The sequence below is a fragment of the Aeromonas sp. FDAARGOS 1409 genome, assembly GCF_019048705.1.
Classification (GTDB): domain Bacteria; phylum Pseudomonadota; class Gammaproteobacteria; order Enterobacterales; family Aeromonadaceae; genus Aeromonas; species Aeromonas sanarellii.
Map to the genome: position 1 here is coordinate 1,008,388 of NZ_CP077395.1, position 26,603 is coordinate 1,034,990.

The 26,603-nt window shown below is 65.4% G+C and carries 19 protein-coding genes; 7 read left to right on the forward strand and 12 right to left on the reverse strand.

Going from position 1 to position 26,603, the window contains the following annotated elements; translation table 11 throughout:
- Positions 1-62: 62 nt before the first annotated feature.
- Positions 63-3,758: a methionine synthase gene (metH, locus tag I6L39_RS04810; protein ID WP_216991195.1), complete on the reverse strand. Its 3,696-nt coding sequence runs from the start codon at positions 3,756-3,758 to the stop codon at positions 63-65.
- Positions 3,759-3,963: 205 nt separating this feature from the next.
- Between metH and I6L39_RS04815 the strand changes: the two genes are divergently transcribed.
- The gene (locus I6L39_RS04815; protein ID WP_042077943.1) at positions 3,964-5,241 is read left to right on the forward strand and encodes a sodium:proton antiporter; all 1,278 of its coding nucleotides are present in this window, start codon (positions 3,964-3,966) and stop codon (positions 5,239-5,241) included.
- Between the two features lie 476 nt (positions 5,242-5,717).
- Positions 5,718-5,894 (forward strand): hypothetical protein, encoded by a 177-nt coding sequence (locus I6L39_RS04820; RefSeq protein ID WP_010672653.1) that lies wholly within the window; start codon positions 5,718-5,720, stop codon positions 5,892-5,894.
- A 65-nt stretch (positions 5,895-5,959) separates the two neighbouring features.
- Here I6L39_RS04820 and I6L39_RS04825 read toward each other — a convergent pair whose 3' ends face one another.
- On the reverse strand, positions 5,960-6,481 hold the full coding sequence (locus I6L39_RS04825; RefSeq protein ID WP_209793766.1) for a GNAT family N-acetyltransferase: 522 nt from the start codon (positions 6,479-6,481) through the stop codon (positions 5,960-5,962).
- A gap of 152 nt (positions 6,482-6,633) precedes the next feature.
- Here I6L39_RS04825 and I6L39_RS04830 point away from each other — a divergent pair, with 152 nt between their 5' ends.
- Together I6L39_RS04830 and I6L39_RS04835 are read left to right on the forward strand one after the other, a co-directional pair.
- On the forward strand, positions 6,634-6,897 hold the full coding sequence (locus tag I6L39_RS04830) for a hypothetical protein (RefSeq protein WP_042077947.1): 264 nt from the start codon (positions 6,634-6,636) through the stop codon (positions 6,895-6,897).
- Between the two features lie 73 nt (positions 6,898-6,970).
- On the forward strand, positions 6,971-7,816 hold the full coding sequence (locus tag I6L39_RS04835; protein WP_042077948.1) for a neutral zinc metallopeptidase: 846 nt from the start codon (positions 6,971-6,973) through the stop codon (positions 7,814-7,816).
- A gap of 66 nt (positions 7,817-7,882) precedes the next feature.
- Here the strand turns inward: I6L39_RS04835 and I6L39_RS04840 are convergent, their stop codons facing one another.
- The gene (locus I6L39_RS04840; RefSeq protein WP_042077951.1) at positions 7,883-8,560 is read right to left on the reverse strand and encodes an ATP-binding domain-containing protein; all 678 of its coding nucleotides are present in this window, start codon (positions 8,558-8,560) and stop codon (positions 7,883-7,885) included.
- Between the two features lie 188 nt (positions 8,561-8,748).
- Between I6L39_RS04840 and I6L39_RS04845 the strand changes: the two genes are divergently transcribed.
- The 3 genes from I6L39_RS04845 to I6L39_RS04855 all read left to right on the forward strand — a co-directional run bounded on the left by I6L39_RS04845 (position 8,749) and on the right by I6L39_RS04855 (position 11,280).
- Positions 8,749-10,065: an MFS transporter gene (locus I6L39_RS04845; RefSeq protein WP_216991196.1), complete on the forward strand. Its 1,317-nt coding sequence runs from the start codon at positions 8,749-8,751 to the stop codon at positions 10,063-10,065.
- A gap of 132 nt (positions 10,066-10,197) precedes the next feature.
- The gene (locus I6L39_RS04850) at positions 10,198-10,917 is read left to right on the forward strand and encodes a MarC family NAAT transporter (RefSeq protein ID WP_216991197.1); all 720 of its coding nucleotides are present in this window, start codon (positions 10,198-10,200) and stop codon (positions 10,915-10,917) included.
- A 159-nt stretch (positions 10,918-11,076) separates the two neighbouring features.
- Positions 11,077-11,280 (forward strand): hypothetical protein, encoded by a 204-nt coding sequence (locus I6L39_RS04855; RefSeq protein WP_042077957.1) that lies wholly within the window; start codon positions 11,077-11,079, stop codon positions 11,278-11,280.
- 109 nt (positions 11,281-11,389) lie between these two features.
- Here I6L39_RS04855 and tldD read toward each other — a convergent pair whose 3' ends face one another.
- The 9 genes from tldD to I6L39_RS04900 all read right to left on the reverse strand — a co-directional run bounded on the left by tldD (position 11,390) and on the right by I6L39_RS04900 (position 26,601).
- Positions 11,390-12,838: a metalloprotease TldD gene (tldD, locus tag I6L39_RS04860; protein ID WP_216991198.1), complete on the reverse strand. Its 1,449-nt coding sequence runs from the start codon at positions 12,836-12,838 to the stop codon at positions 11,390-11,392.
- Positions 12,839-12,895: 57 nt separating this feature from the next.
- Positions 12,896-13,702 (reverse strand): carbon-nitrogen hydrolase family protein, encoded by an 807-nt coding sequence (locus I6L39_RS04865; protein WP_216991199.1) that lies wholly within the window; start codon positions 13,700-13,702, stop codon positions 12,896-12,898.
- Between the two features lie 102 nt (positions 13,703-13,804).
- A complete protein-coding gene (locus I6L39_RS04870; protein WP_216991200.1) occupies positions 13,805-17,707 on the reverse strand; it encodes a YhdP family protein in 3,903 nt (1,300 codons plus the stop codon).
- Positions 17,708-19,177, reverse strand: coding sequence for a ribonuclease G (gene rng, locus I6L39_RS04875; protein ID WP_039040432.1), 1,470 nt, complete (start codon positions 19,175-19,177; stop codon positions 17,708-17,710).
- 79 nt (positions 19,178-19,256) lie between these two features.
- Positions 19,257-19,844, reverse strand: coding sequence for a nucleoside triphosphate pyrophosphatase (locus tag I6L39_RS04880; protein WP_128342118.1), 588 nt, complete (start codon positions 19,842-19,844; stop codon positions 19,257-19,259).
- Positions 19,845-19,895: 51 nt separating this feature from the next.
- Entirely contained in the window at positions 19,896-20,381 is a 486-nt protein-coding gene (gene mreD, locus I6L39_RS04885; RefSeq protein ID WP_010672635.1) for a rod shape-determining protein MreD, read from the reverse strand.
- Entirely contained in the window at positions 20,381-21,286 is a 906-nt protein-coding gene (mreC, locus tag I6L39_RS04890; protein WP_216991201.1) for a rod shape-determining protein MreC, read from the reverse strand. The genes mreD and mreC overlap by 1 nt, the downstream gene beginning before the upstream one ends.
- A gap of 41 nt (positions 21,287-21,327) precedes the next feature.
- Positions 21,328-22,368 carry a rod shape-determining protein gene (locus tag I6L39_RS04895; RefSeq protein ID WP_005308111.1) on the reverse strand — a complete coding sequence of 347 codons (1,041 nt, stop codon included), beginning with the start codon at positions 22,366-22,368 and terminating at the stop codon, positions 21,328-21,330.
- A gap of 216 nt (positions 22,369-22,584) precedes the next feature.
- Complete coding sequence (locus tag I6L39_RS04900; protein ID WP_216991202.1) at positions 22,585-26,601, reverse strand: DUF6701 domain-containing protein; 4,017 nt, start codon at positions 26,599-26,601, stop codon at positions 22,585-22,587.
- Positions 26,602-26,603 lie beyond the last annotated feature (2 nt).

Genomic DNA, 26,603 nt, shown 5'->3' on the forward strand with positions numbered 1-26,603 from the left:
CCAGCACAGGATGCCGCCGTTGTTCGTCAAAGATCAATCTGGATTGACCCGGTTGCCACGCCTCAGTGCAGGTTCGGCCCCAGCCAGCGCTCGGCTTCTGCCAGGGTCATGCCCTTGCGCTGGGCATAGTCTTCCACCTGGTCCGGCTGGATCTGGGCCACGGCGAAGTATTTGCTCTCGGGGTGGGAGAAGTACCAGCCCGACACCGCCGCCCCCGGCCACATGGCGTAGGACTCGGTGAGCTGCATGCCGATGGCCTGCTCCACGTCCAGCAGCTCCCAGATGCTCCCCTTCTCGGTGTGCTCGGGGCAGGCCGGGTAACCCGGCGCCGGACGGATGCCCCGATAGTTCTCGCGGATCAGCTCCTCGTTGGAGAGCGCCTCGTCCGGGGCATAGCCCCAGTGCACTTTGCGCACCTGCTCGTGCAGGTATTCGGCAAAGGCCTCGGCCAGGCGGTCGCACACAGCCTGGATCAGGATGGCGTTGTAGTCGTCGTGGTCCGCCTTGTAGGCCTTGGCGATGGCCTCCTCGCCGATGCCACCGGTCACCGCGAAGGCGCCAATCCAGTCGGGCTTGCCGCTCTCCTTCGGGGCCACATAGTCTGCCAGACAGTAGTTGGGGAAGCCCTGCTTCTCGCTCTGCTGGCGCAGGTGGTGCAGCACCTTGCGCACCTGGGTGCGGGTCTCGTCGGTGTAGACCTCGATGCTGTCCCCCACGGCATTGGCCGGGAACAGGCCGATGATGCCGGCGCAGCGCACGCTCCGATCCTTCTCCAGCCGATCCAGCATGGCGTTGGCGTCGGCGTAGAGGCGCGTCGCCTCCTCCCCCACGACTTCATCCTCCAGAATGCGGGGGAACTTGCCCGCCAGCTCCCAGCTGAGGAAGAACGGCGTCCAGTCGATGTAGGGGCGCAGCACCGAGATGGGCACGTTCTCGAAGGTCTGCACGCCGGGCTCCCGGGGCGCCGGGGGCTCATAACCCACCCAGTCCAGCTGGTGGCGGTTGGCACGGGCATGGGCCAGGGAGACCGGCTTGGAGCGCGGCTGCTTGCGGGCATGCTGATCCCGGGCAATCTCGTACTCCTTGTCGATGCGGGCGACGAAGGCGGGCTTGAGCTCGGGGCTCAGCAGGCTCTGGGCCACCCCCACGGCGCGGGAGGCGTTGGAGACATAGACCACGGGCTCGGAGTAGTTCAGCTCTATCTTCACCGCGGTGTGGGCCTTGGAGGTGGTGGCACCGCCGATGAGCAGGGGCAGCTTGAAACCCTGACGCTCCATCTCCTTCGCCACGTGCACCATCTCGTCCAGCGACGGGGTGATAAGGCCCGACAGGCCTATGATGTCGGCCCCCACTTCCCGCGCCGTCTTGAGGATGGTCTCGCAGGAGACCATGACCCCGAGATCCACGATCTCGAAGTTGTTGCACTGCAGCACCACCCCGACGATGTTCTTGCCGATGTCGTGCACGTCGCCCTTGACGGTGGCCAGCACGATTTTGCCGTTGCTGGAGCCGCCGGACTTCTCCGCCTCTATGTAGGGCTGCAGGTAGGCCACCGCCCGCTTCATCACCCGGGCCGACTTCACCACCTGGGGCAGGAACATCTTGCCGGCGCCGAACAGATCGCCCACCACGTTCATGCCGTCCATCAGCGGCCCCTCGATGACGTGCAGCGGCTTCTCGGCCTGGGCGCGCGCCTCCTCGGTATCCTCCTCGATGAAGTCGGTGATCCCCTTGACCAGGGCGTGTTCGAGCCGCTTGCCCACCGGCCAGCCGCGCCACTCCTGATCCCGCGGATCCTCGGCCTGGGCCCCCGCGCCGCGATACTTCTCGGCGATGGCCAGCAGCGCCTCGGTGGCGTCGGGATTGAGGTTCAGCACCACAGCCTCGACCTTCTCCTTCAGCTCGGCAGGGATGTCCTCGTAGATGGCGAGCTGGCCCGCGTTGACTATCCCCATGTCCATGCCGTTCCTGATGGCGTGGTAGAGGAAGACGGCGTGGATGGCCTCGCGCACCGGCTCGTTGCCACGGAAGGAGAAGGAGACGTTGGAGACGCCGCCGGAGATCATGGCGTGGGGCAGGTTGCGTTTTATGTCGCCGACCGCCTCGATAAAGTCCACCGCGTAGTTGTTGTGCTCGTCGATGCCGGTCGCCACCGCGAAGATGTTGGGGTCGAAGATGATGTCTTCCGGCGGGAAGCCGACGCGGTCCACCAGGATCCGGTAGGCGCGCTGGCAGATCTCGAACTTGCGGGCCCGGGTATCGGCCTGGCCCACCTCGTCGAACGCCATCACGATGACGGCGGCGCCGTAGCGGCGCAGCAGTTTCGCCTGCTCGATGAACTTCTCCTCCCCCTCCTTCATGGAGATGGAGTTGACCACGGGCTTGCCCTGCACGCACTTGAGGCCCGCCTCCAGCACCTCCCACTTGGAGGAGTCGATCATCACAGGCACCCGGGCGATGTCCGGTTCCCCGGCGATGAGGTTCAGGAAGCGCACCATGGCCGCCTCGGCGTCCAGCATCCCCTCGTCCATGTTGATGTCGATGATCTGGGCGCCGTTCTCCACCTGCTGCTTGGCCACGTCCAGCGCCTCGTCGTAGAGCCCTTCTTTTATCAAGCGCTTGAACTTGGCCGAGCCGGTGACGTTGGTCCGTTCCCCCACGTTCACGAACATGGATTCGGAGGTGATGATGAGGGGTTCCAGGCCCGACAGGCGACAGGCCACCGGCAGATCCGGCAGGGCGCGGGGCTTGATGCCGGCGACGGCGTCCGCCATGGCGCGGATGTGGGTCGGGGTGGTACCGCAGCAGCCCCCCACCAGGTTGAGGAAGCCGCTCTGGGCCCACTCGCGGATATGCTCCGCCATCTCGACCGCGTCGAGATCGTACTCGCCGAAGGCATTGGGCAGGCCGGCGTTGGGGTGGGCGCTGACATGGGTCTCGCTGATGCGGGAGAGCTCCTCCACGTACTGGCGCAGCTCGTCCGGGCCGAGCGCACAGTTGAGGCCGAAGGAGATGGGCTTCACGTGGCGAAGGGAATGGTAGAAGGCTTCCGTGGTCTGGCCCGAGAGGGTGCGACCGGAGGCGTCCGTGATGGTGCCGGAGATCATCACCGGCAGGCTGTAGCCCAGCTCCTCGAACACCAGGTCCACCGCGAAGGCGGCCGCCTTGGCGTTGAGGGTATCGAAGATGGTCTCGATCAGGATGAGGTCGGCCCCCCCCTCAATGAGGGCATGGGTCGATTCGGTGTAGGCGGCCACCAGCTCGTCATAGGTGACGTTGCGCTTGCCCGGATCGTTCACGTCCGGCGAGATGGAGGCTGTGCGGTTGGTGGGGCCCAGCACCCCTGCAACAAAGCGCGGTTTCGCCGGATCCTTGGCCGTCCACTCGTCCGCCACGGCGCGGGCCAGGCGGGCTGCCTCCCGGTTGATCTCGGCCGAGAGCGCTTCCATCTCGTAGTCGGCCATGGCGATGCGGGTGGCGTTGAAGGTGTTGGTCTCGAGGATGTCGGCGCCGGCGGCGCAGTACTGGTCGTGGATCTCGCGAATGACGGCGGGACGGCTCAGCACCAACAGGTCGTTGTTGCCCTTGATGTCGGTATGCCAGTTCGCAAACCGCTCGCCTCTATAGTCCGACTCGCCGAGCTTGTAGCCCTGGATCATGGTGCCCATGGCCCCGTCGATGATCAGGATCCGCTCCCTGAGACAGGCTTCCAGCCTGGTTGTGACATCCGCTTTCTTGTTCGACTCTCTGCTCGACACCGCTCGTACCCCTTACATCCATGCAACTGCGTGATGCCCATCCTAGCAGCAATCAAATTAAATGGAAATCTAGCCGTCTATCTGTCCGTATCGGCGATTAAATATAACCATAAATAGGTAATGAGCGGGCACTAGCCCGGGAGTACCCTATGCCCGTCCTCAATAGGGATACGTGCTTGCTGTTTACTAAAGAGAAAAAATAACTATGAGCGTCTACTACACACTCTGCTTCCTGGCAGCCCTGGCGATCTTCATCGCCTTTGCCAACCAGTATGTTGTGAAGATCCAGACCACCATCGCCATCACCGCGGGATCCATGCTGATCTCCGCCCTGATGGTGCTGTTTGGTAAGTTGGGATGGTTCAACCTGGAACCTCTGGCCGTCGAGACCATGGAGAGCATCGACTTCCAGAACTTCCTGCTGAAGGGGATCCTGGGCTTCCTGCTGTTCGCCGGTGGCCTCGGCATCAACCTCAAGGCGTTGCGCAGCCAGAAGTGGGAGATCACCATTCTCTCCATAGTGGCGACCCTGCTCTCCACCTTCATCATCGGCTACGGCTTCTGGTTCATCGCCAGGCTGCTGGGCTGGGAGCTGCCGCTGGTCTACTGCATGCTGTTCGGTGCCCTGATCTCCCCCACCGACCCCATCGCCGTGCTGGCCATCGTCAAGAAGATGAAGGCGCCACCCCAGATCGCCATCCAGATCGAGGGGGAATCCCTGTTCAACGACGGGGTCGGCCTGGTGATCTTCGCCACCGTGTTTGCCGTGGCCTTTGGCGGTGTCGAGCCCACCTTCACCAGCGTGGCCGGCCTGTTCCTGCACGAGGCCCTCGGCGGCATCCTGTTCGGTGCCGTGCTGGGCCTCATCGCCCACGTGATGATCAGCGCCACCGACGACGGCTCCCTGGAGCTGCTGCTGACCCTCTGCATCCCCACCGCGGGCTTCGCCTTCGCCAACATGATCGGCGTCTCCGGCGCCCTGGCCATGGTGGTGACCGGCATCATGATCGGCAACTGGACCCGCCACAGCGGCTTCTCCGAGCAGAGCAGCCACCACCTGGATCACTTCTGGGAGTTGATGGACCAGTTCCTCAACGCCCTGCTGTTCCTGCTGATCGGCCTGGCCCTGGTGCTGCTGGATCTCGCCTGGCAAGACTGGATCCTGCTGGTCATCGCGGTGCCGCTCTGCCTGGCCGCCCGCTTCGTCAGCGTCTCCCTGCCCTACGTGGCCTTCCGCCGCTATCGCAGCTACAACACCTTCTCGGTGCGCATCCTGACCTGGGGCGGCCTGCGCGGCGGCCTGGCCATGGCCATGGCCCTGGCGCTGCCCTCCGGCGTCATGGTGCTGCCGGAGCACGGCGTCGACCTGCGGGAAGTGATCCTGGTGATGACCTACTCGGTGGTGATGTTCTCCATCGTGGTACAGGGCATGACCATCACCCCCATGATCACCGCCGCCAAGAGGGCCTGCGGCGACGCCTGAGTCGCCCGCATCCCCTGACAGACAAGGCACAAAGGGCTCCCTCTGGAGCCCTTCTTTCGTCACCACGACAGTGAAAAATGAGGGAATGCCGGATGGCAGCACAATGAGTGTTTGCTTTTTATGCATTTTGAAGAGAGAATGCGCGCCGGCTAGTCAATCAGCCCTGATTATGTTCGCAATGCTTCACCTCACGATGAATCCTGCCAGTACCTACATAAGCTCCCTCTGATTTACTCGCCTTGAGAACCGTTCAGGCTGTCTGCCTGCGTTGCCCGGCTCTCACGGTGCAGACCCGATCTGCCCATCCATTGGTCTATGCATGTCGCATAGGTCTTGGCGCCTTCCTTGAAAGTGCAGACGCCCCTTATCCGGGCTGGGTATTCCTGCGCGCCCGTCAGCCAGAACGCTGACCGCGCCCATCGACCTGACATTTGCCAACACAAGGAGCAAACACTTAATTTATATAGAGAAATACCATGATGAAACACGTACAAATCCGCAAACCCCTGCGTCGCAGCAAGCCCATCAACCTGCCCGTGCAAGAACACGACGATGATGCGTTTCTGATCCAGTTCAGCACCCGCTTCAGCGGCGGCTTCGCCATCTCCTGCGATGGCATCGCCGGCGAGTTTTCCATCGAAGAGCTCAACTGACCCTGCCTGACGGCAGTGTCCGATGCAGACAGGCCGCAGCTCACGGCGGCCTCCCTTGCCCAGACCTAGACCCGGCAGGGCGCCTTATCCGGCGCCTCCAGCAGCAGGCACTCCTCCTCGCTCTCCCCCAGCCTGACCCGCTTGCCCTGACTCAGCCCCAGCTTGGCCAGTAGCCGGACCGAGCGCTCGTTGCCCGGGGTGACGATGGCCACCACCCGCTCGATGCCGAGCCGCTCGCGACCATCCTTCAGCGCCGCCCGCGCCGCCTCCAGGGCATAGCCCTGTCCGCGCCAGGCCGGCAGGAAGGCGTAGCCGATGTCCTCGCACGGCAGGGTGTCGCGCTTGATGAGACCGCAGATGCCGAGCCTGGCCCCGTCGCTGCGCCTGGCCACCAGATAGAGGCCGTGACCGTGGCGGGCATAGCTGACCGCCGGCCCCTGCTGGATGTAGTTCTCGGCATCGTCCCGGGTACGCACCCCGCGATCGCCGATCCAGCGGTGGAAGTCGCCGTCGTTGAGCAGTTCGAGAATGAAGGGGGCATCGGCAGTGGTCAGTTCGCGCAGTTCCAGGCGCTCGGAGAGGATCATGACAGGGGCTCTGTTGACAAAAACGGGTCACCCAGACTGCCCCCGTCGCCCGATCTTGGCAAGATCCGGGCAGACATTTCTGCCCCGACGGCAGGCGTCCCGGCTATACTGCCCACCCCATGACAACCCCATGCAACAGACAGGACACCACCATGACGGACACCACCGAATTTTTTGATGAAGCGACGCTGCTGGAGATGGTGGAAAACCAGCTCGCCGACGGCCATCCCCTGCAGGTGAAAGCCACCCTGATGCGGCTGGTGATGAAGGGCACCCCGAGGGAAGAGGCGCTGCAATACATCGCCTGCGCCCTGGGCGCCGAACTCATGGCCATGGAGGCCGATCAGGGCCCCTTCAACCTCGCCCGCTACGGCGAGTTTCTCGACAGCCTGCCCGAGATGCCCTGGGCCGAATAAGGCCCCAGGTTAGGCAAGGCGCGGGACCCGCCATTATCATTACTGCCACCAAAGATGACGGGAGTATGGGGATATGCGCTGGCAAGATCGCCGTGAGAGCAACAACGTGGAAGACAGGCGCCAGCAGGGCGGGGGCGGCGGCCTGCCCATCGGCGGCAAGGGGCGCCTCGTCCTGCTGGTCGTGGTCATGGTCGCGGGTTACTACGGCGTTGACCTGAGCCCCCTGCTCGACGAACCGGCCCCGCAGAGCCAGCCCCAGCGTCAGAACCCGTCCCAGGCCGCCAGCGACCCCCTCGCCCGCTTCACCTCGGTGATGCTCGCCTCCACGGAGGATGCCTGGGGCGAGATCTTCCAGCAAAGCGGCAACCACTATCAGGCCCCCAAGCTGGTGCTCTATCGCGGGGCGACCCGCACCGGGTGCGGCCAGGGCCAGTCGGTGATGGGGCCCTTCTACTGCCCGGCGGACGGCTCCGTCTACATCGATCTCTCCTTCTATCAGGACATGCGCGACAAGCTGGGGGCCGACGGTGACTTCGCCCAGGGCTATGTGGTCGCCCACGAGGTGGGTCACCATGTGCAGCACCTGCTCGGCATCTCCACCAGGGTGCGCCAGCAACAGCAGGGGCTGAGCCAGGTGGCCCAGAACCGGTTGTCGGTCAGGCTCGAACTGCAGGCGGACTGCTTCGCCGGGGTCTGGGGCCACTACATGGAAAGAGAGCAGGTGCTGGAGCGCGGCGATCTGGAAGAGGCGCTCAACGCCGCCCAGGCCATCGGCGACGACAGGTTGCAGCAGCAGGGTCAGGGCCGGGTAGTGCCCGACAGCTTCACCCACGGCACCTCGGCCCAGCGCCTCGCCTGGTTCAAACGCGGCTTTGACAGCGGCAGACCCGCCAGCTGCGACACCTTCACCGCCCGCTGACACGCGGCAACGACAGGGCCGGATCCCCGAGGATCCGGCCCTTTCTCTGGGCGCTGGCGGCCCGCCTCAGGCGATCTCGTCCGCCAGCAGATCGGTGAAGACGAAGCCGTCCCTCAGCACAGTCTCCCCCACCCGGATGGCCAGGGGCCGCTGGAACATGGGGCCGTCCCAGGCCAGGGTGTGGAACTCGCCGTTTTCGCCGCAGGGGTCGACCCCGGCGGGCAGGGCCGCCAGCAGGGCCTCATCGAACTCGTGTCCCCCCAGGCTCATGTCCAGCGTCTTGGGATCGAGGGTGCAGACCCTGGCCCTGAGCCCGGCGGCCATCATCTGCTGCGCCAGCTCGGTCGTGTCGCTGCCCCAGAGCGGGAACAGCGGCGTGATGCCGGTTCCCGCGAGCTGGCGCTCCCGGTAGGCGCGCACGTCCTCGAGGAAGAGATCGCCAAACGCCATATGGCGGATCCCCCGGGCCATCACCTCCCCGATGAAGCCGGTCATGGTGCGGCCGTACTCCTCGTTGCTGCAGGGCCAGGGCAGGTCGATGGTCATCAGCGGCAATCCCACGCACTGGGCCTGCCGCGCCAGCAAACTCTTGCGCACCCCGTGCATGGCGACCCGCTCGAATGCCTGATTGAGGGTGGTGAACAGGCCCACCACCTCGATGGCCGGATCCTGCCGCAATCTGTGCAGCGCCCAGGCGCTGTCCTTGCCGCTGCTCCAGGAGAGCAGCACTTTGGTCTTGGTCATGGTTTCTCCCACTGTGTCGTCCCGGGCCAATGGCCGCTCTCCGGTCTCGTTGCACCAGGATGCTGCAAGACAGTGTTGCGAATTGTGCGATTTACATCGCGGGACACAAAAGCATACCCTCGTGATCGAGCGTATCCCCGCAGAGCCTGGGGGAGAATAACTAAAAAAACGATGGGAAACATAAGGATATGAGTACAGTCAGCACATCGAACGACCACGGTCGCCCCCTCAACCGACAGGATTACAAGACCCTGAGCCTGGCCGCGCTGGGCGGCGCCCTCGAATTCTACGACTTCATCATCTTCGTCTTCTTCGCCGTGGTCATCGGCGAGCTCTTCTTCCCGGCGGACATTCCCGAGTGGCTGCGCCAGTTCCAGACCTTCGGCATCTTTGCCGCCGGCTACCTGGCCCGCCCGCTCGGCGGCATCATCATGGCCCACTTCGGCGATCTCATCGGCCGCAAGCGGATGTTCACCCTCAGCATCATACTGATGGCCCTGCCGACCCTGCTGATCGGCCTGCTGCCCACCTATGCCGTGCTCGGCATCGCCGCCCCCCTGCTGTTGCTGCTGCTGCGGATCCTGCAGGGAGCCGCCATCGGCGGTGAAGTGCCTGGGGCCTGGGTCTTCGTGGCCGAGCACGTCCCCGCCCGCCGGGTCGGCGTCGCCTGCGGCACCCTCACGGCGGGCCTGACCGCCGGCATCCTGCTCGGCTCCCTGGTGGCCACCGCCATCAACCGCGGCATGAGCCCGGACGACGTGAGCGACTGGGGCTGGCGCCTGGCCTTCGTGCTCGGCGGCGTGTTCGGCATCGTCGCCATGTACCTGCGCCGCTGGCTGCACGAGACCCCGGTCTTTGCCGAGATGCAGGCCAACAAGTCGCTGGCAGAGGAGCTGCCGCTCAAGACGGTGCTGCGCGAGCACAAGGGCAGCGTCATCGTCTCCATGCTGCTGACCTGGCTGCTCTCCGCCGGGATCGTTGTGGTGATCCTGATGACCCCGACCTATCTGCAGAAGGTCCACGGCATCAGCCCCGCCGATGCCCTGACCGCCAACTCCCTGGCCATAGTCGCGCTCACCCTGGGCTGCATCTTCTACGGCCGCCTGATCGACGCCCTCGGCAGCGGCCCCACCTTCGTGCTGGGCTCCCTGCTGCTGGCGGGATCGACCTACGCCTTCTACCACGGCCTGGCGGCCGGCATGGCGCAGCTGGTGCCGCTCTACATGCTGGCCGGCTTCGCGGTGGGGATAGTCGGCGCCGTGCCCTACGTCATGGTCAACGCCTTCCCGGCGGTGGTGCGCTTCTCCGGCCTGTCCTTCTCCTACAACGTGGCCTACGCCATCTTCGGCGGCCTGACGCCCATGCTGGTCACCCTCTGGATGAAGAGCGACGTGCTGGCCCCGTCCCACTATGTGGTCAGCCTGGCCGGCCTCGGCTTCGTACTGGGCCTCTGGCTCTGGCTGCGCCAGCGCGGTCAGCGTCAGGTCACGCCACAAACCGCCTGATCACCATGGGGCCCCGCACTGTCGGGGCTCCTTCATTCCGGCTATATTCAGCCGGGCTCCCATAGAGTAGCCCCCCCTTGAGGCCAGACCCCCGTCTGGCCCTGTTGTTTGCCAACCACCCCGAGGTACACGATGTTCTTCCAGGTCGTCTTCATCGCCTTGCTGGCCCTGCTGCCCATGGTCAACCCCCCCACCACGGCCACCCTGCTGCTGGGTCTGAGCAAGGGGATGTCCCGCGAGCACATACGCCGCCAGATCAACATGGCCGCCATCTATCTGTTCGCCACCCTCTGCGTCAGCTTCTTCATCGGATCCTCCATCCTGGATCTGTTCGGGATCTCCATCCCGGGGCTGCGCCTGGCCGGTGGCCTCATCATCGCCTTCATCGGCTTTCGCATGCTGTTCCCTGCGCCGAGCCAGGCCGCCGGCGTCGATACCAACCAGAGCATCGCCTTCGTGCCGCTCACCATGCCCAGCATGTGCGGGCCCGGTACCATGGCCCTGGTGATCAGCGGTGCGGCCCAGATAGCCGAGCTGCCGGCGGAGGCCGACCGCTTCGTCATCTATGCCGCCATGGTGACCGCCTTCGCCCTGATGAGCCTCATCAGTTGGGGCGTGCTCAAGCTCGCGGATCCGGTGTGCAAGATCCTCGGCGCCACCGGGATCGACGCCATTACCCGGATCATGGGTTTCCTGCTGGTGTGCATGGGCATGCAGTTCTGCATCAACGGCGTCAAGGAGGTGGCCCAGGATCCCGTGTTCCACGGCGCCCCGGCACCGCAGACGTCCCCCGCCTCGCCCCAGGCCGGCGCCGGCACCCTGGATCATCTCTCCCTGCCGCGCCAGCCCTGACTGAAAACGCTGTCATCCGTCTCGAGAATCGCCCTGGATCTTGCGCCCGATCATGTTGCCCACCCACAGGTGAGGTAGTCTGATTTTTGTACAGGCAGGGTTCAGAGGGTCGCCGTTAGCCTGACTGACGCAGACCCCGTCACTTGAGGAGATATGCAAATGGAAAAGATGCTGACCGAGATTGGAAGCTACAGCCTGTTTCATGAATATCTGAACGTGGTCGGGGCCGCCAGCCCCGCCCTGACCCGGATCAAGACGAGGTGGGAGTTCAAGCAGAAGGATCGTCTGGTTGCCCAGATAAGGGTGGATGCCCAGGGCCACGCCCGGTTCTTCATCGACGCCCGCGCCATCTCGGTCAACTGATCCGAGCCCCCTTCACCAGCCCCGGCCCTGTCCGGGGCTTTTTGTTGCCTTTTCTCCGGCCAATAAAAAACCCCGGCACCGGGCCGGGGTTCGAGAGGGCGAGTGAGCCTTACTGGGTGCCACCCACGGTCAGTTGATCCAGCTTGAGGGTCGGCTGGCCGACGCCGACCGGCACGCTCTGCCCCTCCTTGCCGCAGACCCCCACCCCGCGATCCAGGGCGAGGTCGTGGCCCACCATGGAGACCTGGCTCATGGCCTCTGGGCCGTTGCCGATCAGGGTCGCGCCCTTGATGGGGGCGGTGATCCTGCCGTCTTCGATGAGGTAGGCCTCGGAGGCGGAGAAGACGAACTTGCCGGAGGTGATGTCCACCTGGCCGCCGCCGAAGTTGGGGGCATAGATCCCCTTCTTCACCGAGGCGATGATCTCCGCCGGATCATACTGGCCTGCCAGCATGTAGGTGTTGGTCATGCGCGGCATCGGCAGGGCGGCGTAGGATTCGCGGCGGCCGTTGCCGGTGAGCGGCACCCCCATCAGGCGGGCGTTCTGCTTGTCCTGCAGATAGCCCTTGAGGATGCCGTTCTCGATCAGGACGTTGTAGCCGCCCGGCGTCCCCTCGTCATCGATGGAGACGGAGCCGCGTCGACCCGGCAGGGTGCCGTCGTCGACTATGGTGCAGTGTCTGGAGGCGACCTGCTCGCCGATGCGGCCGGCGAAGGCGGAGGAGCCCTTGCGGTTGAAGTCCCCCTCCAGACCGTGGCCCACCGCCTCGTGCAGCAGCACGCCGGGCCAGCCGGCGCCGAGCACCACCGGCATGGTGCCGGCCGGGGCGTCGATGGCTTCCAGGTTCACCAGGGCCTGGCGCACCGCCTCGCGTACATAGCCAAACGCCCGACTCTCGAGGCCATCCAGTTCGAGGAAATAATCGTAGCCGAAGCGGCCACCGCCGCCGGCGCTGCCGCGCTCCCGGCGATCCCCCTTCTCGGCAATGACGGTCACCGACAGGCGCACCAGGGGGCGCACGTCGGCGGCCAGGGTGCCGTCGGTGGCAGCCACCAGGATCTCCTCGTAGACACCGCTGATGGAGGCCATCACCTGATTGATGGCGGGATCCAGACTTCTGGCGAACCTGTCCATCTGCTCCAGCAGGGCGATCTTCTGCTGCTTGTCGAGGGTCTGCAGGGGGTCCATGGCCGGATAGAGCAGGTTCGCTTCGGTTCTGGCCCAGGCCTTCACCTTGCCCTGCGCACCGGCGGCGGCGATGCCGCGGGCGGCGGTCACCGACTGCTGCAGCGCCAGCAGGCTCAGCTCGTCCGAGTAGGCGAAGCCGGTCTTCTCGCCGCTGACGGCGCGTACCCCCACCCCCTGATCGATGTTGTAGCTGCCGTCCTTGACGATGCCGTCCTCCAGCATCCAGGACTCGTGCCAGCTGCGCTGGAAATAGAGGTCGCCGAACTCCACCTCATGGCTCATCAGGCTGCCGAGCAGCTGCTGCAGGCGCCCTTCGTCGAGGTCGTTCGGGGCCAACAATGCGGCACTAACCTGGCTCAATAGACTCAAATCTTTCTCTCCACTCTCATGCGAGATGTCGTAACGGTTAAATCCACGGCCGCAGGTTCACAGCAGGCGGGCATGATCCAGCACCGGCATGGTGCGCTTCAACTCCTCGACAAGGCCGGCATCCATCTGCGCCAGCACTGTGCCCTGTCCGGTCTCCCGACACGCCAGCACCCGGCCCCAGGGGTCGATCACCATGCTGTGGCCCCAGGTCTGACGTCCCGTCTCGTGGGTGCCCCCCTGGTTGGCGGCCACCACATAGCACTGGTTCTCGATGGCGCGGGCCCGCAGCAGCGGCTCCCAGTGTGCCTCGCCGGTCACGGCGGTGAAGGCGGCAGGCACCAGCAGCACCCGGGCGCCGGCCCGGGCCAGCTGGCGGTACAGCTCGGGAAAGCGCAGATCATAACAGATCGACAGGCCGAGGGGACCAAGGGGGGAGTCTACCAGCACAGGTACCTCGCCAGGGCTGAAGGTCTCGGACTCCCGGTAGCGGCCGTGATTGTCCGCCACGTCCACGTCGAACAGGTGGATCTTGTGGTAGTGACCCCTGAGCTCACCGCTGGGGTCGAACACCAGGGAGCTGGTGTGGATATGGTCCGACCCCGGGATCCGGGTCGGCATGGCCCCGGCCACCAGCCAGATCCCGTGCTCCCTGGCCCAGGCGGCCAGCTGCTGCTGGATGGGGCCTTCCCCTATCGTCTCGGCACCGTCCAGATAACCCTGGCGCTCGCCGAACAGGGCGAAGTTCTCCGGCAGCAGGGCCAGCAGGGGACGCCGTGCCGGCAGGGCCGCCAGCTCGGCGTCAATCCGTGCCCGGTTGTCCTGCCAGTGACGGCCTGACACCAGTTGTATTGCGGCTAACCACATGACTCGCTCCTTGTCGTTGTTTGGCCCCCCTGGATGCGGATCGCATCCCGGGTATCAGGCAGCACTATGCCCCCTCGCCGCCCGGCGCGGAAGATGGCCGGCTCAACGCTGGGCCGGCCCGCCGTGCTTGGGGGTGAGCAGGAAGGGGGTCACCTCCTCGGCGGGCAGGCTGGGCGCCACCGCGTCCACCGCCTCCTTCTGCTGCTGGTTGAGCTTGATGCGGGCGCGGTTGCGCCCCGCCTCGATCAGCCTGGGATCGTCCAGCGGGCCCGAGACCCTGAAGTCGATGCGGGTCACCACGTCCACCACGGGCTCCAGCAGCTTGGAGAGCGCCAGCACGTAGAGTCCGGTGATCGGGGTCAGGGAGAAGGCCGCCACCACAGGCAGGGTCCCCCCCAGGTTCGGCGAGAAGCTCAGATCGTAGTCGAGTTGCCAGCGCACCAGATCGGCGATCCCCTCCCCGCGCAGGTTGCCCGCCGCCCCCTTCATGTAGAAGTCCTTGTTCTCCACCACCCCCTGGCTGACCTTGGCGGAGGCGGACATGGACTCGAAGTAGAAGCCCTTGTCGAAGACGTCGCGAAAATCGAGGCGCAACTTGCGCAGCAGGGAGTCGAGGCTGAGCAGGGAGAGCAGCCGCGCCCCCTTGTCGTTCACCTCCCGCAGGGTCCCCCCTTCCAGCTGGTAGTCGGCGCTGCCGGCCAGAGTCGGCAGGCTCAGCCGGTAGGGGGTATCGCGCCAGTTCAGATCCAGCGCCAGCTTGCCCGGCGCATCGCCGATGGGGGAGGTAAAACCGAGCCGCTTGAGCAGCAGCTCGCTGTTCGGGGTGTCGAGGTGGAGCCGGGCCCGGGTCTGCATCTGGCCGGCGCGCGACAGCCACTCGGCGCCGCCGCGCAGGGTGCTGCCGGCCAGGCGCATCTCCAGCCCCTTGAGATCGAGCCGGTTGGCACCGGGGACCAGCTCCCCCTTCACCTCGCCCAGGGGCAGCTCGCCGAAGCGGCAGTCCACGCAGCTGAAGCGCAGCCAGGGGATGGCGTCCATGATAGCCTTGTCCTGGCGCGCATCGGGATCCGGGCTCAGGTCCGACCCCTTGCCGGACCAGTGGATGCGGGCAAACCTGGCGTCGATGGGCTGGCGGTCGGTCAGCGGCAGGCGCACCACCCCCATCACGTCCGGGCTGTCGATCATCACCTCGGTGGCTTGCTGTACCGGCCCCACGGTGAAGTGCACCGCCTTGAGGGTGGCGGTGCCGATGTCGGCCCGGGCCAGCTGGCCGTCCACCCACCACTCCTGGGGCAGGAAGGCGGGGCCCACCACCGCATTGCCGGTCGTCTCCTGCCCCTTGCCGGGCAGCCAGCGCGTGAGCCTGCCCAGCCAGCCCGCCACGTCCGCCTGCTGCTGGTTGATGGCGAGCAGCATGGGCCTGTCCTGGAGCACGCGCGCGCCGGGCTGGCCGACGTTGACCCTCACCCGGCTCATGTAGGGAGCCCCCTCGCCGTAGACCAGGCGGCCCTGCATGTCCACGTCCGCCCCCAGCACGGCCCGGAGGTCGGCGCTGCCGTCCCGGCCCCGCGCCGTCACCTTGAGGGGGAGGCGAGCCCCGGCGGCCTTGGCCAGCGGGGCCGGCAGATCCAGCCCCATCCCCTGCAGGCTGGAGTCCAGCGCCAGCTGGAAGCTGAAAGGCTTGTCCTCCGGCAGGGTCAGCCCCAGGCTGCCCGCCCAGTTGCTGTTCCCCTGGAGCAGCTCCAGGGCCGGGATGTCCCGGCGCTGGCGGCGGCTGTCCCAGCTGCCCCTGAACTTGAGGTCGGCCTGATAGCCGCGGGGCAGCAGCCTGCCCTCATAGTCCAGGGTCAGCGGCTGGTTCCAGAGGCTGGCCTTGAGGTTGTGAATGCGCGTGTGTTCATTGTCATATTCGAGCCTGCCCGCCACCTTCTCCAGGGGCAGATCCAGGGCGGCGATCCTGACCCTGTTGTCGTGGAAGCTGGCGTCCCCGCTGGCCTTGACCTCCCCCTTGCCGTCCAGCGGTATGTCCAGCTTGACCGTGCCCTTCATGGGGCCGCGGATCTCCACCTCCTGCAGCGCCTTCCCCACCGAGCCGCCGAGGGGCGAGTCCTGCAGGTAGTCGCTGACGGCCTGCCCCTCCCCCTCGACTCTGGCATCCACATAGAGGTGGGCGCCGGGGGAGAGATCCGGGATCCAGGCGTGGACCGAGTCGGAGCTGGCCTTGCCGAGCCGGGTCGAGCGGCTGCGCATGTCCAGCCCCGCGTTCTGGAACAGGAGATCGATCTGCAGGTCGGTCAGCGGCTGCCAGCCGGGGAAGAACTCGTAGGTGGCCTGTTCCAGCGGCACCGCCACCTGGAAGATCCCCTTGCCATTGTCATAGGGGAAGTCCCGGAACTCCCCGTACCATAGCAGATCCGCCCCCTTGGCCCTGCCCCCCTTGATGGCCCCGCTCAGGTAGTCCACCAGGCCATCGCTCATCACGGCAAGGGGGTAGTAACGATCCGCATGGGCCGCATTCTTGACGTCGATGCGGCCGGTCAGGGCGAGGAAGGGGTGATCGAACAGCTCCAGGCGAAAACGGCTGGCGAGGCGCAGGTCGGGGTTCTCCAGGGCGATGTCCTGGCCGTAGAGCACCCACCCCTCTGGAGTCTGCCACCAGTCGAGCCTGGCGCTCAGGCTGTCGACAGGGATGGGCTCCTTGAAGTGGCGCGCCGGATCCACCTTGCCCTTGCCCAGGCTCAGGCGGGCGCTGCCCCCGGCCGGGGTCAGCCAGAAATCGCCGTCCAGTTTCTGCAGGCCGGGCACGTCGTGCCAGGCCCGGGTCTCGAAGCCCCTGAGCTGCCCGCTCAGGGAGAGTCCCTGCCAGTCCCCGTCGGCCTGCAGCAGCAGATCCTGCAGCTGGCCCCTGGGCCGGGTGCGCTTGAGGGTCTCGGTCAGCTCGGGATAGAGGCCAGAGACCAGTTGGCTCAGGTTGGCCACCTGGTCGAGATCGATGGCGGGCACATAGCCCTGGATGCGATCCCCCATCCGTTCGAGCTGCAGACGGCTCTGCAACCAGGTGGCACCGTCGAGCTTGAAGGTGACGTCGTGGCTGGCGAGCTGCCACTCCTCGCCGTCGCGGCGCAGCTGGATCTTGCCGCCCCGCAGATCGAGGCGGTGCGGCTCTCCCTTGACCTCGTCCTGCCAGATCAGGTGGTTGTTGCCAAAGGCCAGCAGGGAGTTGCCGAGCCGGCCCCCCTCGAACTCGCTCCAGAGCTGGAAGTCGAGCTGGCCGGTGACCCTGGGTTCACCGGCGTGGATCCTGGCCAGCATGGGGCTGATGTCCAGCTCGCTGGCCCCGAGATAGAGCTGCCCCTTGAGCCTGTCGAGGCGCACTTGCGGGGCATCCACGTCGATGATGAGGTCCAGGGTGCTCTCGCCCACCCCGTTGATGAGGTAGGCCTTGCCGACCCCCTGGTGGCGCTTGCCGCGATTCTGCCAGCGCAGCTGGGCGATGTTGAGGGCACGCACCTCCCCGAGCGCCGTGGTGAGGCTCAGGCGGCTGTCGTGAATGTCGAAGGTGGAGAGCTGGGTCAGCAGGAAGCGCAGTAGGGCCTCCTGCTGGTTCGGACCCTTGCCGCTGGCGGGGTCCGCGGGCTTCGTCAGATCCAGCGCGATGTCGCCGTCGCTGAGCAGCAGCTGGCCGAACACCGGCTTCCAGTCGTTGAGGGAACGCCAGAAGTCGAGGTGGGCCCAGACCTTGCCGAGCCGCAGGGAGAAGCGGCCCGAGTCCGGGGCGATGACGAGTCCTTCGAGTTCGAGGGCGGGGCCGCGCTGGGTCCAGTCCAGCCCGACGTGCTCGACGCTCACCTCCAGCTGGCTCTCCCCGAGCAGGGTCGCGATCACGGCCTGTCGGTGCTGGTTGAGCAGGGGGCCGCCGAGGCGCACCACGCTGACCAGGACGGCCAGCAGCACGAAGAGGACTCCGAGGGCCAACCAGCCCCGACTCAGCCAGCGATAGACCAATTACATCATCACCACGTCGAACTGCTCCTGACCGCAGAGGGGCTCGCTCACCACCCTGACCTGCTTGCCGATGAAGACCTCCAGCTCCGCCAGGCTGTGGGACTCCTCGCCCCTCAGGTAGTCCGCCACCGAGGGCGCCGCGTAGACGGTGAACTGATCCGCGTCGTAGGCGCGGTTGACCCTGATGATCTCCCGCAGGATCTCGAAGCAGACCGATTCCACCGTCTTGACCCGGCCGCGCCCCTTGCACTCGGGGCACTCGGCGCAGAGCACGTGCTCCAGGCTCTCGCGGGTGCGCTTGCGGGTCATCTCCACCAGGCCGAGCTGGGAAAAACCGTTCACGTTGGTCTTGGCCCTGTCCTTGGCCAGCGCCAGCTCCAGGCTGTGCAGCACCCGGCGGCGGTGATCCTCGGACTGCATGTCGATGAAGTCGATGATGATGATGCCGCCGAGGTTGCGCAGCCGCAGGTGGCGGGCGATGGCGGCGGTCGCCTCGACGTTGGTGTTGAAGATGGTCTCTTCCAGGTTGCGGTGGCCGACGAAGGCGCCGGTGTTGATGTCCACCGTGGTCATGGCTTCGGTCTGATCGATGATGAGGTAGCCGCCGGATTTCAGCTCCACCTTGCGCTCCAGGGCGCGCTGGATCTCGTTCTCGACGTCGTAGAGATCGAAGATGGGCGACTCGCCGGAGTAGTACTCCAGCTTGTTGGCGAGCTCGGGCACGTACTCCTCGGTGAAGCGCTTGAGCTGATCGAAGCTCTGGCGGGAGTCGACCCGGATCTTGTCGAGCTCGGCCCCGACGAAGTCGCGCACCACCCGGAACGCCAGGCTGGGATCCTCGTAGAGGATCTTGCAGGGGGGGTACTTCTGCTTGCGTTCCAGGATCTTGCGCCACAGGCGCTTCAAGAAGGCGGCGTCCTGCTCCAGCTCCTGCTCCCCCACCCCCTCGGCGGCGGTGCGGATGATGTAGCCACCGAGCTCGTCCACATAGCCGGCCACGGTGCGCTTGAGGCGTTCCCGCTCCGCCTCGGACTCGATGCGCTGGGACACCCCCACATGCGCACTCCCCGGCATGAAGACCAGGTAGCGGGAAGGCAGGGTGATGTCGGTGGTGAGGCGGGCCCCCTTGGTGCCCAGCGGATCTTTCACCACCTGCACCATGATGTCCTGCCCCTGGCGCACCAGCTCGGCGATGTTGCCGGCCTGGAACTGCTCCTTCTCCTTGATCGCCACGCACTCGGTGTGGGGGACTATGTCGGAGGCGTGCAGGAAGGCGGCCTTGTCCATGCCGATGTCGACGAAGGCGGCCTGCATGCCGGGCAGCACCCGGCTGATCTTGCCCTTGTAGATGTTGCCCACTATGCCGCGCTTGGCCTGGCGCTCCACGTGCACTTCCTGCAGCAGGCCGTTCTCGACCAGGGCGACCCGGGTCTCGGAGGGGGTGACGTTCACCAGCAGTTCTACCGACATAAGTTACCTTGCCTTTCTAGTTTTGAATTCTGGCACGACGAACAACGGGTAACTCAGCAGCGCACCGCTGACGGGAGGATTACCGGGTCTGCTCGACGTGCTGCTTGATCAACAGATCCGTCTCCAGCAGGGGCAGGCCGACCACGGCGCTGTAGCTCCCCTCGATGCGGCTGACGAACTTGCCGGCAATACCCTGGATGGCGTAGGCGCCGGCCTTGTCGCACGGCTCGCCGGTGCGCCAGTAGGCCTCGATCTCGGACTCGTCCAGCTTGCGAAACGCCACGTTGGTGGTGACCAGCCGCACGTCGCAGCGATCCGGGGTGGCCAGGGCCACCGCCGTCATCACCTGGTGCACCCGTCCGGAGAGCGCCTCCAGCATGTCCTTGGCGTCAAGCAGGTCGGAGGGCTTCTCCAGCACCCGCTCCCCCAGCACCACTATGGTGTCCGCCCCCAGCACGGGCAGCGCCGTGGGCGCCGCGGCCACGCCGGCCATGGCCTTGTCGCGGGCGAGCCGGCAGACGTAGTCCTGGGGCTTCTCCCCCTCGCCGCGCTGCTCGGGCACATCCAGCCTGAGCACCTCGAAGCGGTAGCCCAGCTGGGTCAGGAGTTCGTGCCGGCGGGGCGAGCCCGAGGCGAGATAGAGTTGCAGTTCGTTGTGCTTGTTCATATTCACTCAATGGGGCGAGGCGTGGTCACAATCCGTTGTTTTTGCTCACATTCACTTGATATTGAAGCGACGCCGCACCTTGCGCAAGACCATAAAAATCCAGGGCCATATTAACATCGTCGTCAACGTCGACCAAAAATAGGCGAAATTGAGGCTGGCCCGGCTGAACAGGTGCTCGGCCCAGAACACGGTGATCTTCCCCACCAGGGAGAGCAGGCCGATGATCAGCGCCTGCTGCCAGAGGGAGAAGTTGCGGATCTTCTGGAACTGGAAGGCCGCCAGATAGGTGGTGATGGCCATGGCCATGGCCCGCACCCCAAGGGTGCTGCCGAGCAGCACGTCCAGCAGCAGGCCCGCCACCCAGGCGGTGCCGACGTTGGTGCGGTGCGGCAGCGCCAGCGCCCAGTAGATGAGCACCATGGCGAGCCAGTCCGGCCGGAAGGGCTCGAACTGGAACGGAAGCGGCAGTATGGAGAGACAGAGGGCCAGCAGGATCGAACACCAGATCCAGATCCTGCCGCTGGCGGGTTGCAGCATCAGCGCGTCGCCCCCGCCGCCGAGGTGGCCGTGGCCGCCGAGGCGCTCGCCGCGTGCTCCTCATCCTTGTCGTGCACTTCCGGTTTCTTGTCGGTCCACAGCAGCAGCAGGTAGCGCAGTCTATCCAGCGCCACCAGGGGCTTGGCCTCGATCTGGGCGAAGGGCTTGCCCTCCACGTAGTCGGAGCGGGTCACGGTCGCCACCGGATAGCCTTCCGGGAAGCGACCTCCCAGGCCCGAGGTGACCAGCAGATCGCCGACCTGGACGTCGGTGTTGCGCGGCAGGTTGCGCAGCTCCAGCTTGTCCAGTTCGCCGCTGCCGGAGGCGATGGCGCGCAGATCGTTGCGCAGCACCCGCACCGGGATGCCGTGGCTGGAGTCGGTGATGAGCAGGACGCGGCTGGTGGTGGATCCCACGTGCAGCACCTGGCCGACCACCCCCTGATCGTTGATCACCGGCTGGCCGTTGTAGACGCCGTCCAGCGCCCCCTTGTTGATCAGCACCTGATGGCTGAAGGGGTCGGAATCCACCGACAGCAGCTCGGCCACCATCTTGCGGGACTCCTTGTGCACCGGCGACCCCAGCAGCTCCCGCAGGCGCTGGTTTTCGTGCTCCAGCTGATCCATCTTGAGCAGCCGGGAGCGCAGGGTGAACAGTTGCTGCTCCTGCTGCTTGGTCTGCTCGATGAGGTCGGCACGGGTCTGCACCTGGGTCGACATGGTGTCGAGCAGGGTGCCGGGGGCGTTGGCGATGTACTGCAGCGGGCTCACCAGGGAGCTCAGATAGACGCGGGCGTGCGCAAACACACCGAAGCGGGAATCCGCGACGATGGCAGCGACGGAGATGATGACGGCGAGAAACAACCGTAACTGAAGCGAAGGGCCTCTACCGAAGATGGGTTTCATGAGTCGTCAAAAAAGAGCCGGCGCTCGGCCGGCTTTGGGTCTTATTCGTAGTGGAACAGATCGCCACCGTGCATATCGATCAGCTCCAGCGCCTTGCCACCGCCACGGGCGACACAGGTGAGGGGATCTTCAGCCACGACGACCGGGATGCCGGTCTCTTCCATCAGCAGACGGTCGATGTCCTTGAGCAGGGCGCCACCACCGGTCAGCACCATGCCGCGTTCGGAGATGTCGGACGCCAGCTCGGGCGGGGACTGTTCCAGGGCCACCATGACGGCGGAGACGATGCCGGACAGCGGCTCTTGCAGCGCTTCCAGGATCTCGTTGGAGTTCAGGGTGAAGCTGCGCGGCACCCCTTCGGCCAGGTTGCGACCGCGGACTTCGATCTCGCGCACCTCTTCGCCCGGGTAGGCGGAGCCGATCTCGTGCTTGATGCGCTCGGCGGTGGCTTCCCCGATCAGGCTGCCGTAGTTGCGACGCACGTAGCTGATGATGGCTTCATCGAACTTGTCGCCACCGATGCGCACGGACTGGGAGTAGACCACGCCGTTCAGGGAGATGATGGCCACTTCTGTGGTACCGCCACCGATGTCCACCACCATGGAACCGGTCGCTTCGGAGACCGGCAGGCCGGCACCGATGGCGGCAGCCATGGGTTCGTCGATGAGGTACACCTCGCGGGCGCCGGCGCCCAGAGCGGATTCCTTGATGGCACGGCGCTCGACCTGAGTGGAGCCGCACGGCACGCACACCAGCACGCGCGGGCTGGGGCGGAAATAGTTGTTGTCGTGAACCTGTTTGATGAAGTGCTGCAGCATCTTCTCGGTCACGTAGAAGTCCGCGATCACGCCGTCCTTCATCGGACGAATGGCGGAGATGTTACCAGGGGTACGACCCAGCATCTGCTTGGCGGCATGACCGACGGCAGCGACCGATTTGGCGTTCCCGCGCTCTTGGCGAATGGCGACAACTGAGGGTTCGTTAAGGACGATCCCTTGATCTTTTACGTAGATCAGGGTGTTGGCAGTTCCCAAATCGATCGACAGATCGTTGGAAAAGACGCCTCTGAGCTTTTTGAACATGGCTACGGGAAATCCTAAGAATTTGGAGGTGCAGAAAACCGGCTAACTTTACCAATGCCCACCCCAATGGGCAAGCGCTCAAACTGTCGCCAGTCAATCAGGCGCGACAAAAATGCGAGTCATCACTCACCCGCTCAGGCCGACAAACACTAAGAAACAAGGAGATAAGACGCGGCTGTACACCAAAGCGTCTCTCTCCCCGCCGCCGCACGGATGTCAGGGCATCACTTCACGGCGATAAATAATGCGGTCATTGCCCCTATCCCGGCCAAAGATGGCCTCTCCCAGCAGGTGATCCGCCGTGGCCGGGTCCGCCAGCCAGAGCGGAGCCAGGGGTTGCAATGGCAGCTTGTCCAGCTGTATCCGGTAGGGAATGCGCACGCTCTGGTTCGGCGCGGCGAAGTGGAACCGGGTCTCCCCGCCCTCGACACTGGCCTGGCTGCCGCCGGGAGCGACCTGACCCAGGCCGAGGCGGATCCGGGTGCCATCCTTGAGGCTCAGGTCCCCGGTCGCGGCGTCATAGTGCTGCTCGGGATCGGTGAAGAGAATGCCGTCCCCCGCCAGGGACAGCCGGGTGCAGAGATCCTGCAGGTTGACGCGCCACCGGCCCCCTTCGAAATACTGCACCTGGAGCGGCAGCGCCAGCGGGGCGCTGGCCGCCCCCTGACGAGTGCTGGCGAGCAGCCGGCCGTAGTAGGCGATCATGGTGTCGCTCGTTCCCTGCGGGATCTGCAGCTGCTTCGCGGTGCAGCTCACCCCGGCCTGGCAGTCACCCGTCACGGCCGGATTCATGTCCCGATCCGCGAGGAAGCTGGTCTCGGGAGCTTCACCGTCCGCCACCCTGAGGCCGAGCCGCAGAGCCCGCAGGGGCTCCTCTGGTGCTGTCAGGCCCGGGGTCAGCTCGCGCAATCGCATAAAGCGGCTCTGGCCGGTGAAGTCCGCCACGCCAGCGGACCAGCTGGTCACCAGGGGATCCAGCCGGTTGGAGCGATCCACCCCGTCCTGGTCGTTGGCGGCCACCAGGGAGAGCGTGCCCCTGGCAAAGGCCCCACGGTAGTTCTTCGTAACCCCCCCCTCCTTGTTGCGCGCCTGTACCGTCGTCTGCACCCCAAACGGCTGGCTCATGTAGCTGAAGCCGCCGCAGGCCGGGGTGACGGTGCCGTTCACCAAGTTGAAGTCCCAGGGCACGAAGCGCCCCAACGGCACGCTGGTCGCGGCGGGGATGGTGTAGTTGAAATAGCCTGCTGCCGGGGGGGTCGCCGTCATCCGGAAGACCCCGACCTCGTTGACCGACTGGCTGAGAGTGTTGAGGTTGTTGTTGCCTTTCGCGTTTGAGTGGTCATAACTGGCCGTACCGACCACCGCCTCTTCCCCTGGTTTGGGGGCCACCAGCTCGCTGCCCAGCGCAATATTGGCCAGCGCGAAGTTGGGGGTCGCCAGATTGCCGCTGCACAGGTCCTCGTCATCGTCCGCTTGCCAGGCCACGGCCGCGATATTCAGCTGGAACGCCTCACCGGTCTTCTTGAACACCGGACAACTGGCATCCCCTGCCGCGCAGGCCCCCTGAGTTGGCGTGATGCAGAGCCCGACCGGGCGGCTCACGAACAGATCCGAGCCCGTCATCACCAGGCCTGCCGTGTCGCCGCTGCCATCGTGGCGGGCATTGAGCCGCATCTGGCCCGCATCCGGGTAGTTCACGGTAAGAGTGGTCTCACCATTGGCATCGAAGCTCAGATTGCTGGTCACCGCCGTCGCTTGTGAGGTGGCGATGGCGCTGCCGTTGACCGTTACCTTGCTGCCGAAGGGGTTGCTCGCCGGGCTGACATAGTCGCTCCAGAAGCTGACCGGCTTGCTCACGCTGGCAAAACCGGGCACGCACCTCTGGGTGTCATTGTCCTTCTTGACCGCCTTCAGTTGCACCTGGTGCGGCTTGTTCGCCAGGGTATCCGGCACGTCGAACATAAAACCGCTGTCGGCAAAGCTGAGGGTACAGGCGGCGGTGCTCAGGGCGCCGCTGCCCGCCCGGCAGAGGGTCGGGTGCAGGAATGCCGGCGTCGAGCTGGCCACGCCCATGGTCACGGTGCCCGCCGTATTATTGCGCAGCCGGGCCGTGGTCGAGCCGCCGCTGAAGGTCAGCTGGTTGCCCCCCACCCAGCCATTGCTGGCGGTGTCGGGGGTGAGGCTCAGGGACGCGCTGACCTGCTCGGTGACGAGCCGGGAACAGCTCGCATCGGCACAGGCCTTGATGACCACAGTCTCGGGGTTGCAGGTGAGCGCCTGGCCGGAGTGGCTGAGCTCGAAGTGATCGATCTGGGACCCGCCCGTGCTCCCCCCGCAGGTGTTACCACCGAGGTCCACCTTGTCGACGGCATCCTGATCGAACTCGTAGTCACCGTTTCCGCTGATATCGACATTGCCTCCCGTCGCCAGCGCCCCTTCGAGCGTGGCGTTGCCGGCCATGCGGACATTGCCCGCCACATAGACGACGGCATTGATCTGGTTCTGGCCGGCGATGGAGAGATCCCCCTTCACGTAGATGAAGAGATGCTCGGGCGGATTCTGGAGGTTGAGCCTGGCGTTGTTCAGATCCAGGTTGTTGAAATAGAGCCTCGCCGTCACGCCGGTGGCGATGATCTCGGCCTGGTTGCTGATGGTGCCGTCGTCGAAGTCGTAATCCCCGGGTCCGAAGCTGTTGCCGCTGTGGCCGGTGCAGCTGGTGCCACTCCCCTGCTTGCTGCACACCAGATCCCCAAGGGGGGGCACCAGCACACCGGGGGGCGGTGTCATGCTGGCCCCCTCCGTCGGGGGATCGGTAAAGATATCCTTGCAGGTGGAGATGGGGCATAGGCCGGGCCAGTCCCCGCCGAAAGGCTCATGGGTGACCTTGCTGTTGCCCGTCATGGTGACGTTGACCGCCGACACGGCACCGGTCAGCTGGGCCTGGTCGCCCATGGTCAGGTTGCCCGCCTTCATATAGAGGATGGCGTTGAGCCTGGCATTGCCGCTCATGGTGACCTTGCCGAAGTGGTAGATCATCAGGCTGTTGGCCTTGCCGATGGCGTTGACCTCCATCTGATCGCTCAGGGCCAGATCGCTCTTGATGTAGAGCTGGGCGGCGGTGCCGGCATCGAAGATCAGATCATCGTTGTGGCCAAGTTCCAGCCGGTCGATCCAGTGGCTGCCGCCACGGAAATAGAGGCTGATCTCGGACGTGCTCTGGTGTCTGAACGTCTTGAGGTAGCGGGCCTGCAGATAGCCGTTGATGGCGGCATTGCCGATCATCTCCAGCGTCTGATGGAGCTGGACGCTCAGATCGTTGCGACTGCCCACGGTGGTGATCCTGCCCTGATCCTCCATCCTTAGCCCATAGACGCTGAGCGTGCTCTGGCCCTGGAAGGCCATGATGCTGTTGCCTTTTAGCTCGAGATTCCTGATGAACCAGTTCCCCGCCGCCATGGTGACCGGCACGCCGCCACCCGACACGTTCATGGCGACGTTTTCGATATAGCGGGGCTGGAAGTGGGCCGTCCCGGTGTTGCCATTGCCCGAGACCTCCAGGCGGTTGTAGACGGTGACCCTGGCGTCGGAGAGCCTGCCGTTGCCCGTGACCGTCAGCTCGTTCGCATGCAGGGAACCCGCCCCATGGAGGCCGCTGTTGTAGTCATTCCTGATCGTCAGCTTCCTGGCATACAGGGTCGCGCCGTTGAGGTTGAGCACGGCCCCCTCGGAGAGGGACAGGGTGTCGAAGCGATAGGTTTGCCCCGATGTCAGGGTTACCACGCAACTGTTGCCGCCCCACGACGCATTTCTGTAATCCCCGGCTGCGGGAGAAATGGCGCCATTGCAGGCCAGATCGTTCTGGCCGCCATAGGCAGGAAAGCCTCCCGGATTGGCCGGAAATGCATTGGGGTCCTCGATGAAGGCCACGCCGCCGAGGGGGCTGGCCAGGGCACCGCTGACGTTGCAGTTGGAGATCCAGGTACCCCCGTCCCAGTAGCCGCCGCTGTTGCAGTTGGCGTTTGGCTGGATGTTCTTGCCGAGGAAGGGGTAACGGGTTCCCACGGTCGAGCTGATGATCTTGCTCTCGTTGGTCATGCTCAGCACACCGGGCGCAGCGTGGCTCTGCACCGGGAAGAGGAAGGCGGCGGTGCATTGATCGGCCCCCTGTGCCGGGACCGAGCCCAGCAGCATGGCGAACAGCATGGGGGCCCAGAGAGGCGGGCGGGACGTCATGG

Coding starts and splice junctions, on each gene's coding strand:
- I6L39_RS04815 (WP_042077943.1), top strand. CDS start 3,964: ATGAGCGTCTACTACACACTCTGCTTCCTGGCAGCCCTGGCGATCTTC.
- I6L39_RS04820 (WP_010672653.1), top strand. CDS start 5,718: ATGATGAAACACGTACAAATCCGCAAACCCCTGCGTCGCAGCAAGCCC.
- I6L39_RS04825 (WP_209793766.1), bottom strand. CDS start 6,481: ATGATCCTCTCCGAGCGCCTGGAACTGCGCGAACTGACCACTGCCGAT.
- I6L39_RS04830 (WP_042077947.1), top strand. CDS start 6,634: ATGACGGACACCACCGAATTTTTTGATGAAGCGACGCTGCTGGAGATG.
- I6L39_RS04835 (WP_042077948.1), top strand. CDS start 6,971: ATGCGCTGGCAAGATCGCCGTGAGAGCAACAACGTGGAAGACAGGCGC.
- I6L39_RS04840 (WP_042077951.1), bottom strand. CDS start 8,560: ATGACCAAGACCAAAGTGCTGCTCTCCTGGAGCAGCGGCAAGGACAGC.
- I6L39_RS04845 (WP_216991196.1), top strand. CDS start 8,749: ATGAGTACAGTCAGCACATCGAACGACCACGGTCGCCCCCTCAACCGA.
- I6L39_RS04850 (WP_216991197.1), top strand. CDS start 10,198: ATGTTCTTCCAGGTCGTCTTCATCGCCTTGCTGGCCCTGCTGCCCATG.
- I6L39_RS04855 (WP_042077957.1), top strand. CDS start 11,077: ATGGAAAAGATGCTGACCGAGATTGGAAGCTACAGCCTGTTTCATGAA.
- I6L39_RS04865 (WP_216991199.1), bottom strand. CDS start 13,702: ATGTGGTTAGCCGCAATACAACTGGTGTCAGGCCGTCACTGGCAGGAC.
- rng (WP_039040432.1), bottom strand. CDS start 19,177: ATGTCGGTAGAACTGCTGGTGAACGTCACCCCCTCCGAGACCCGGGTC.
- I6L39_RS04880 (WP_128342118.1), bottom strand. CDS start 19,844: ATGAACAAGCACAACGAACTGCAACTCTATCTCGCCTCGGGCTCGCCC.
- mreD (WP_010672635.1), bottom strand. CDS start 20,381: ATGCTGCAACCCGCCAGCGGCAGGATCTGGATCTGGTGTTCGATCCTG.
- mreC (WP_216991201.1), bottom strand. CDS start 21,286: ATGAAACCCATCTTCGGTAGAGGCCCTTCGCTTCAGTTACGGTTGTTT.
- I6L39_RS04895 (WP_005308111.1), bottom strand. CDS start 22,368: ATGTTCAAAAAGCTCAGAGGCGTCTTTTCCAACGATCTGTCGATCGAT.
- I6L39_RS04900 (WP_216991202.1), bottom strand. CDS start 26,601: ATGACGTCCCGCCCGCCTCTCTGGGCCCCCATGCTGTTCGCCATGCTG.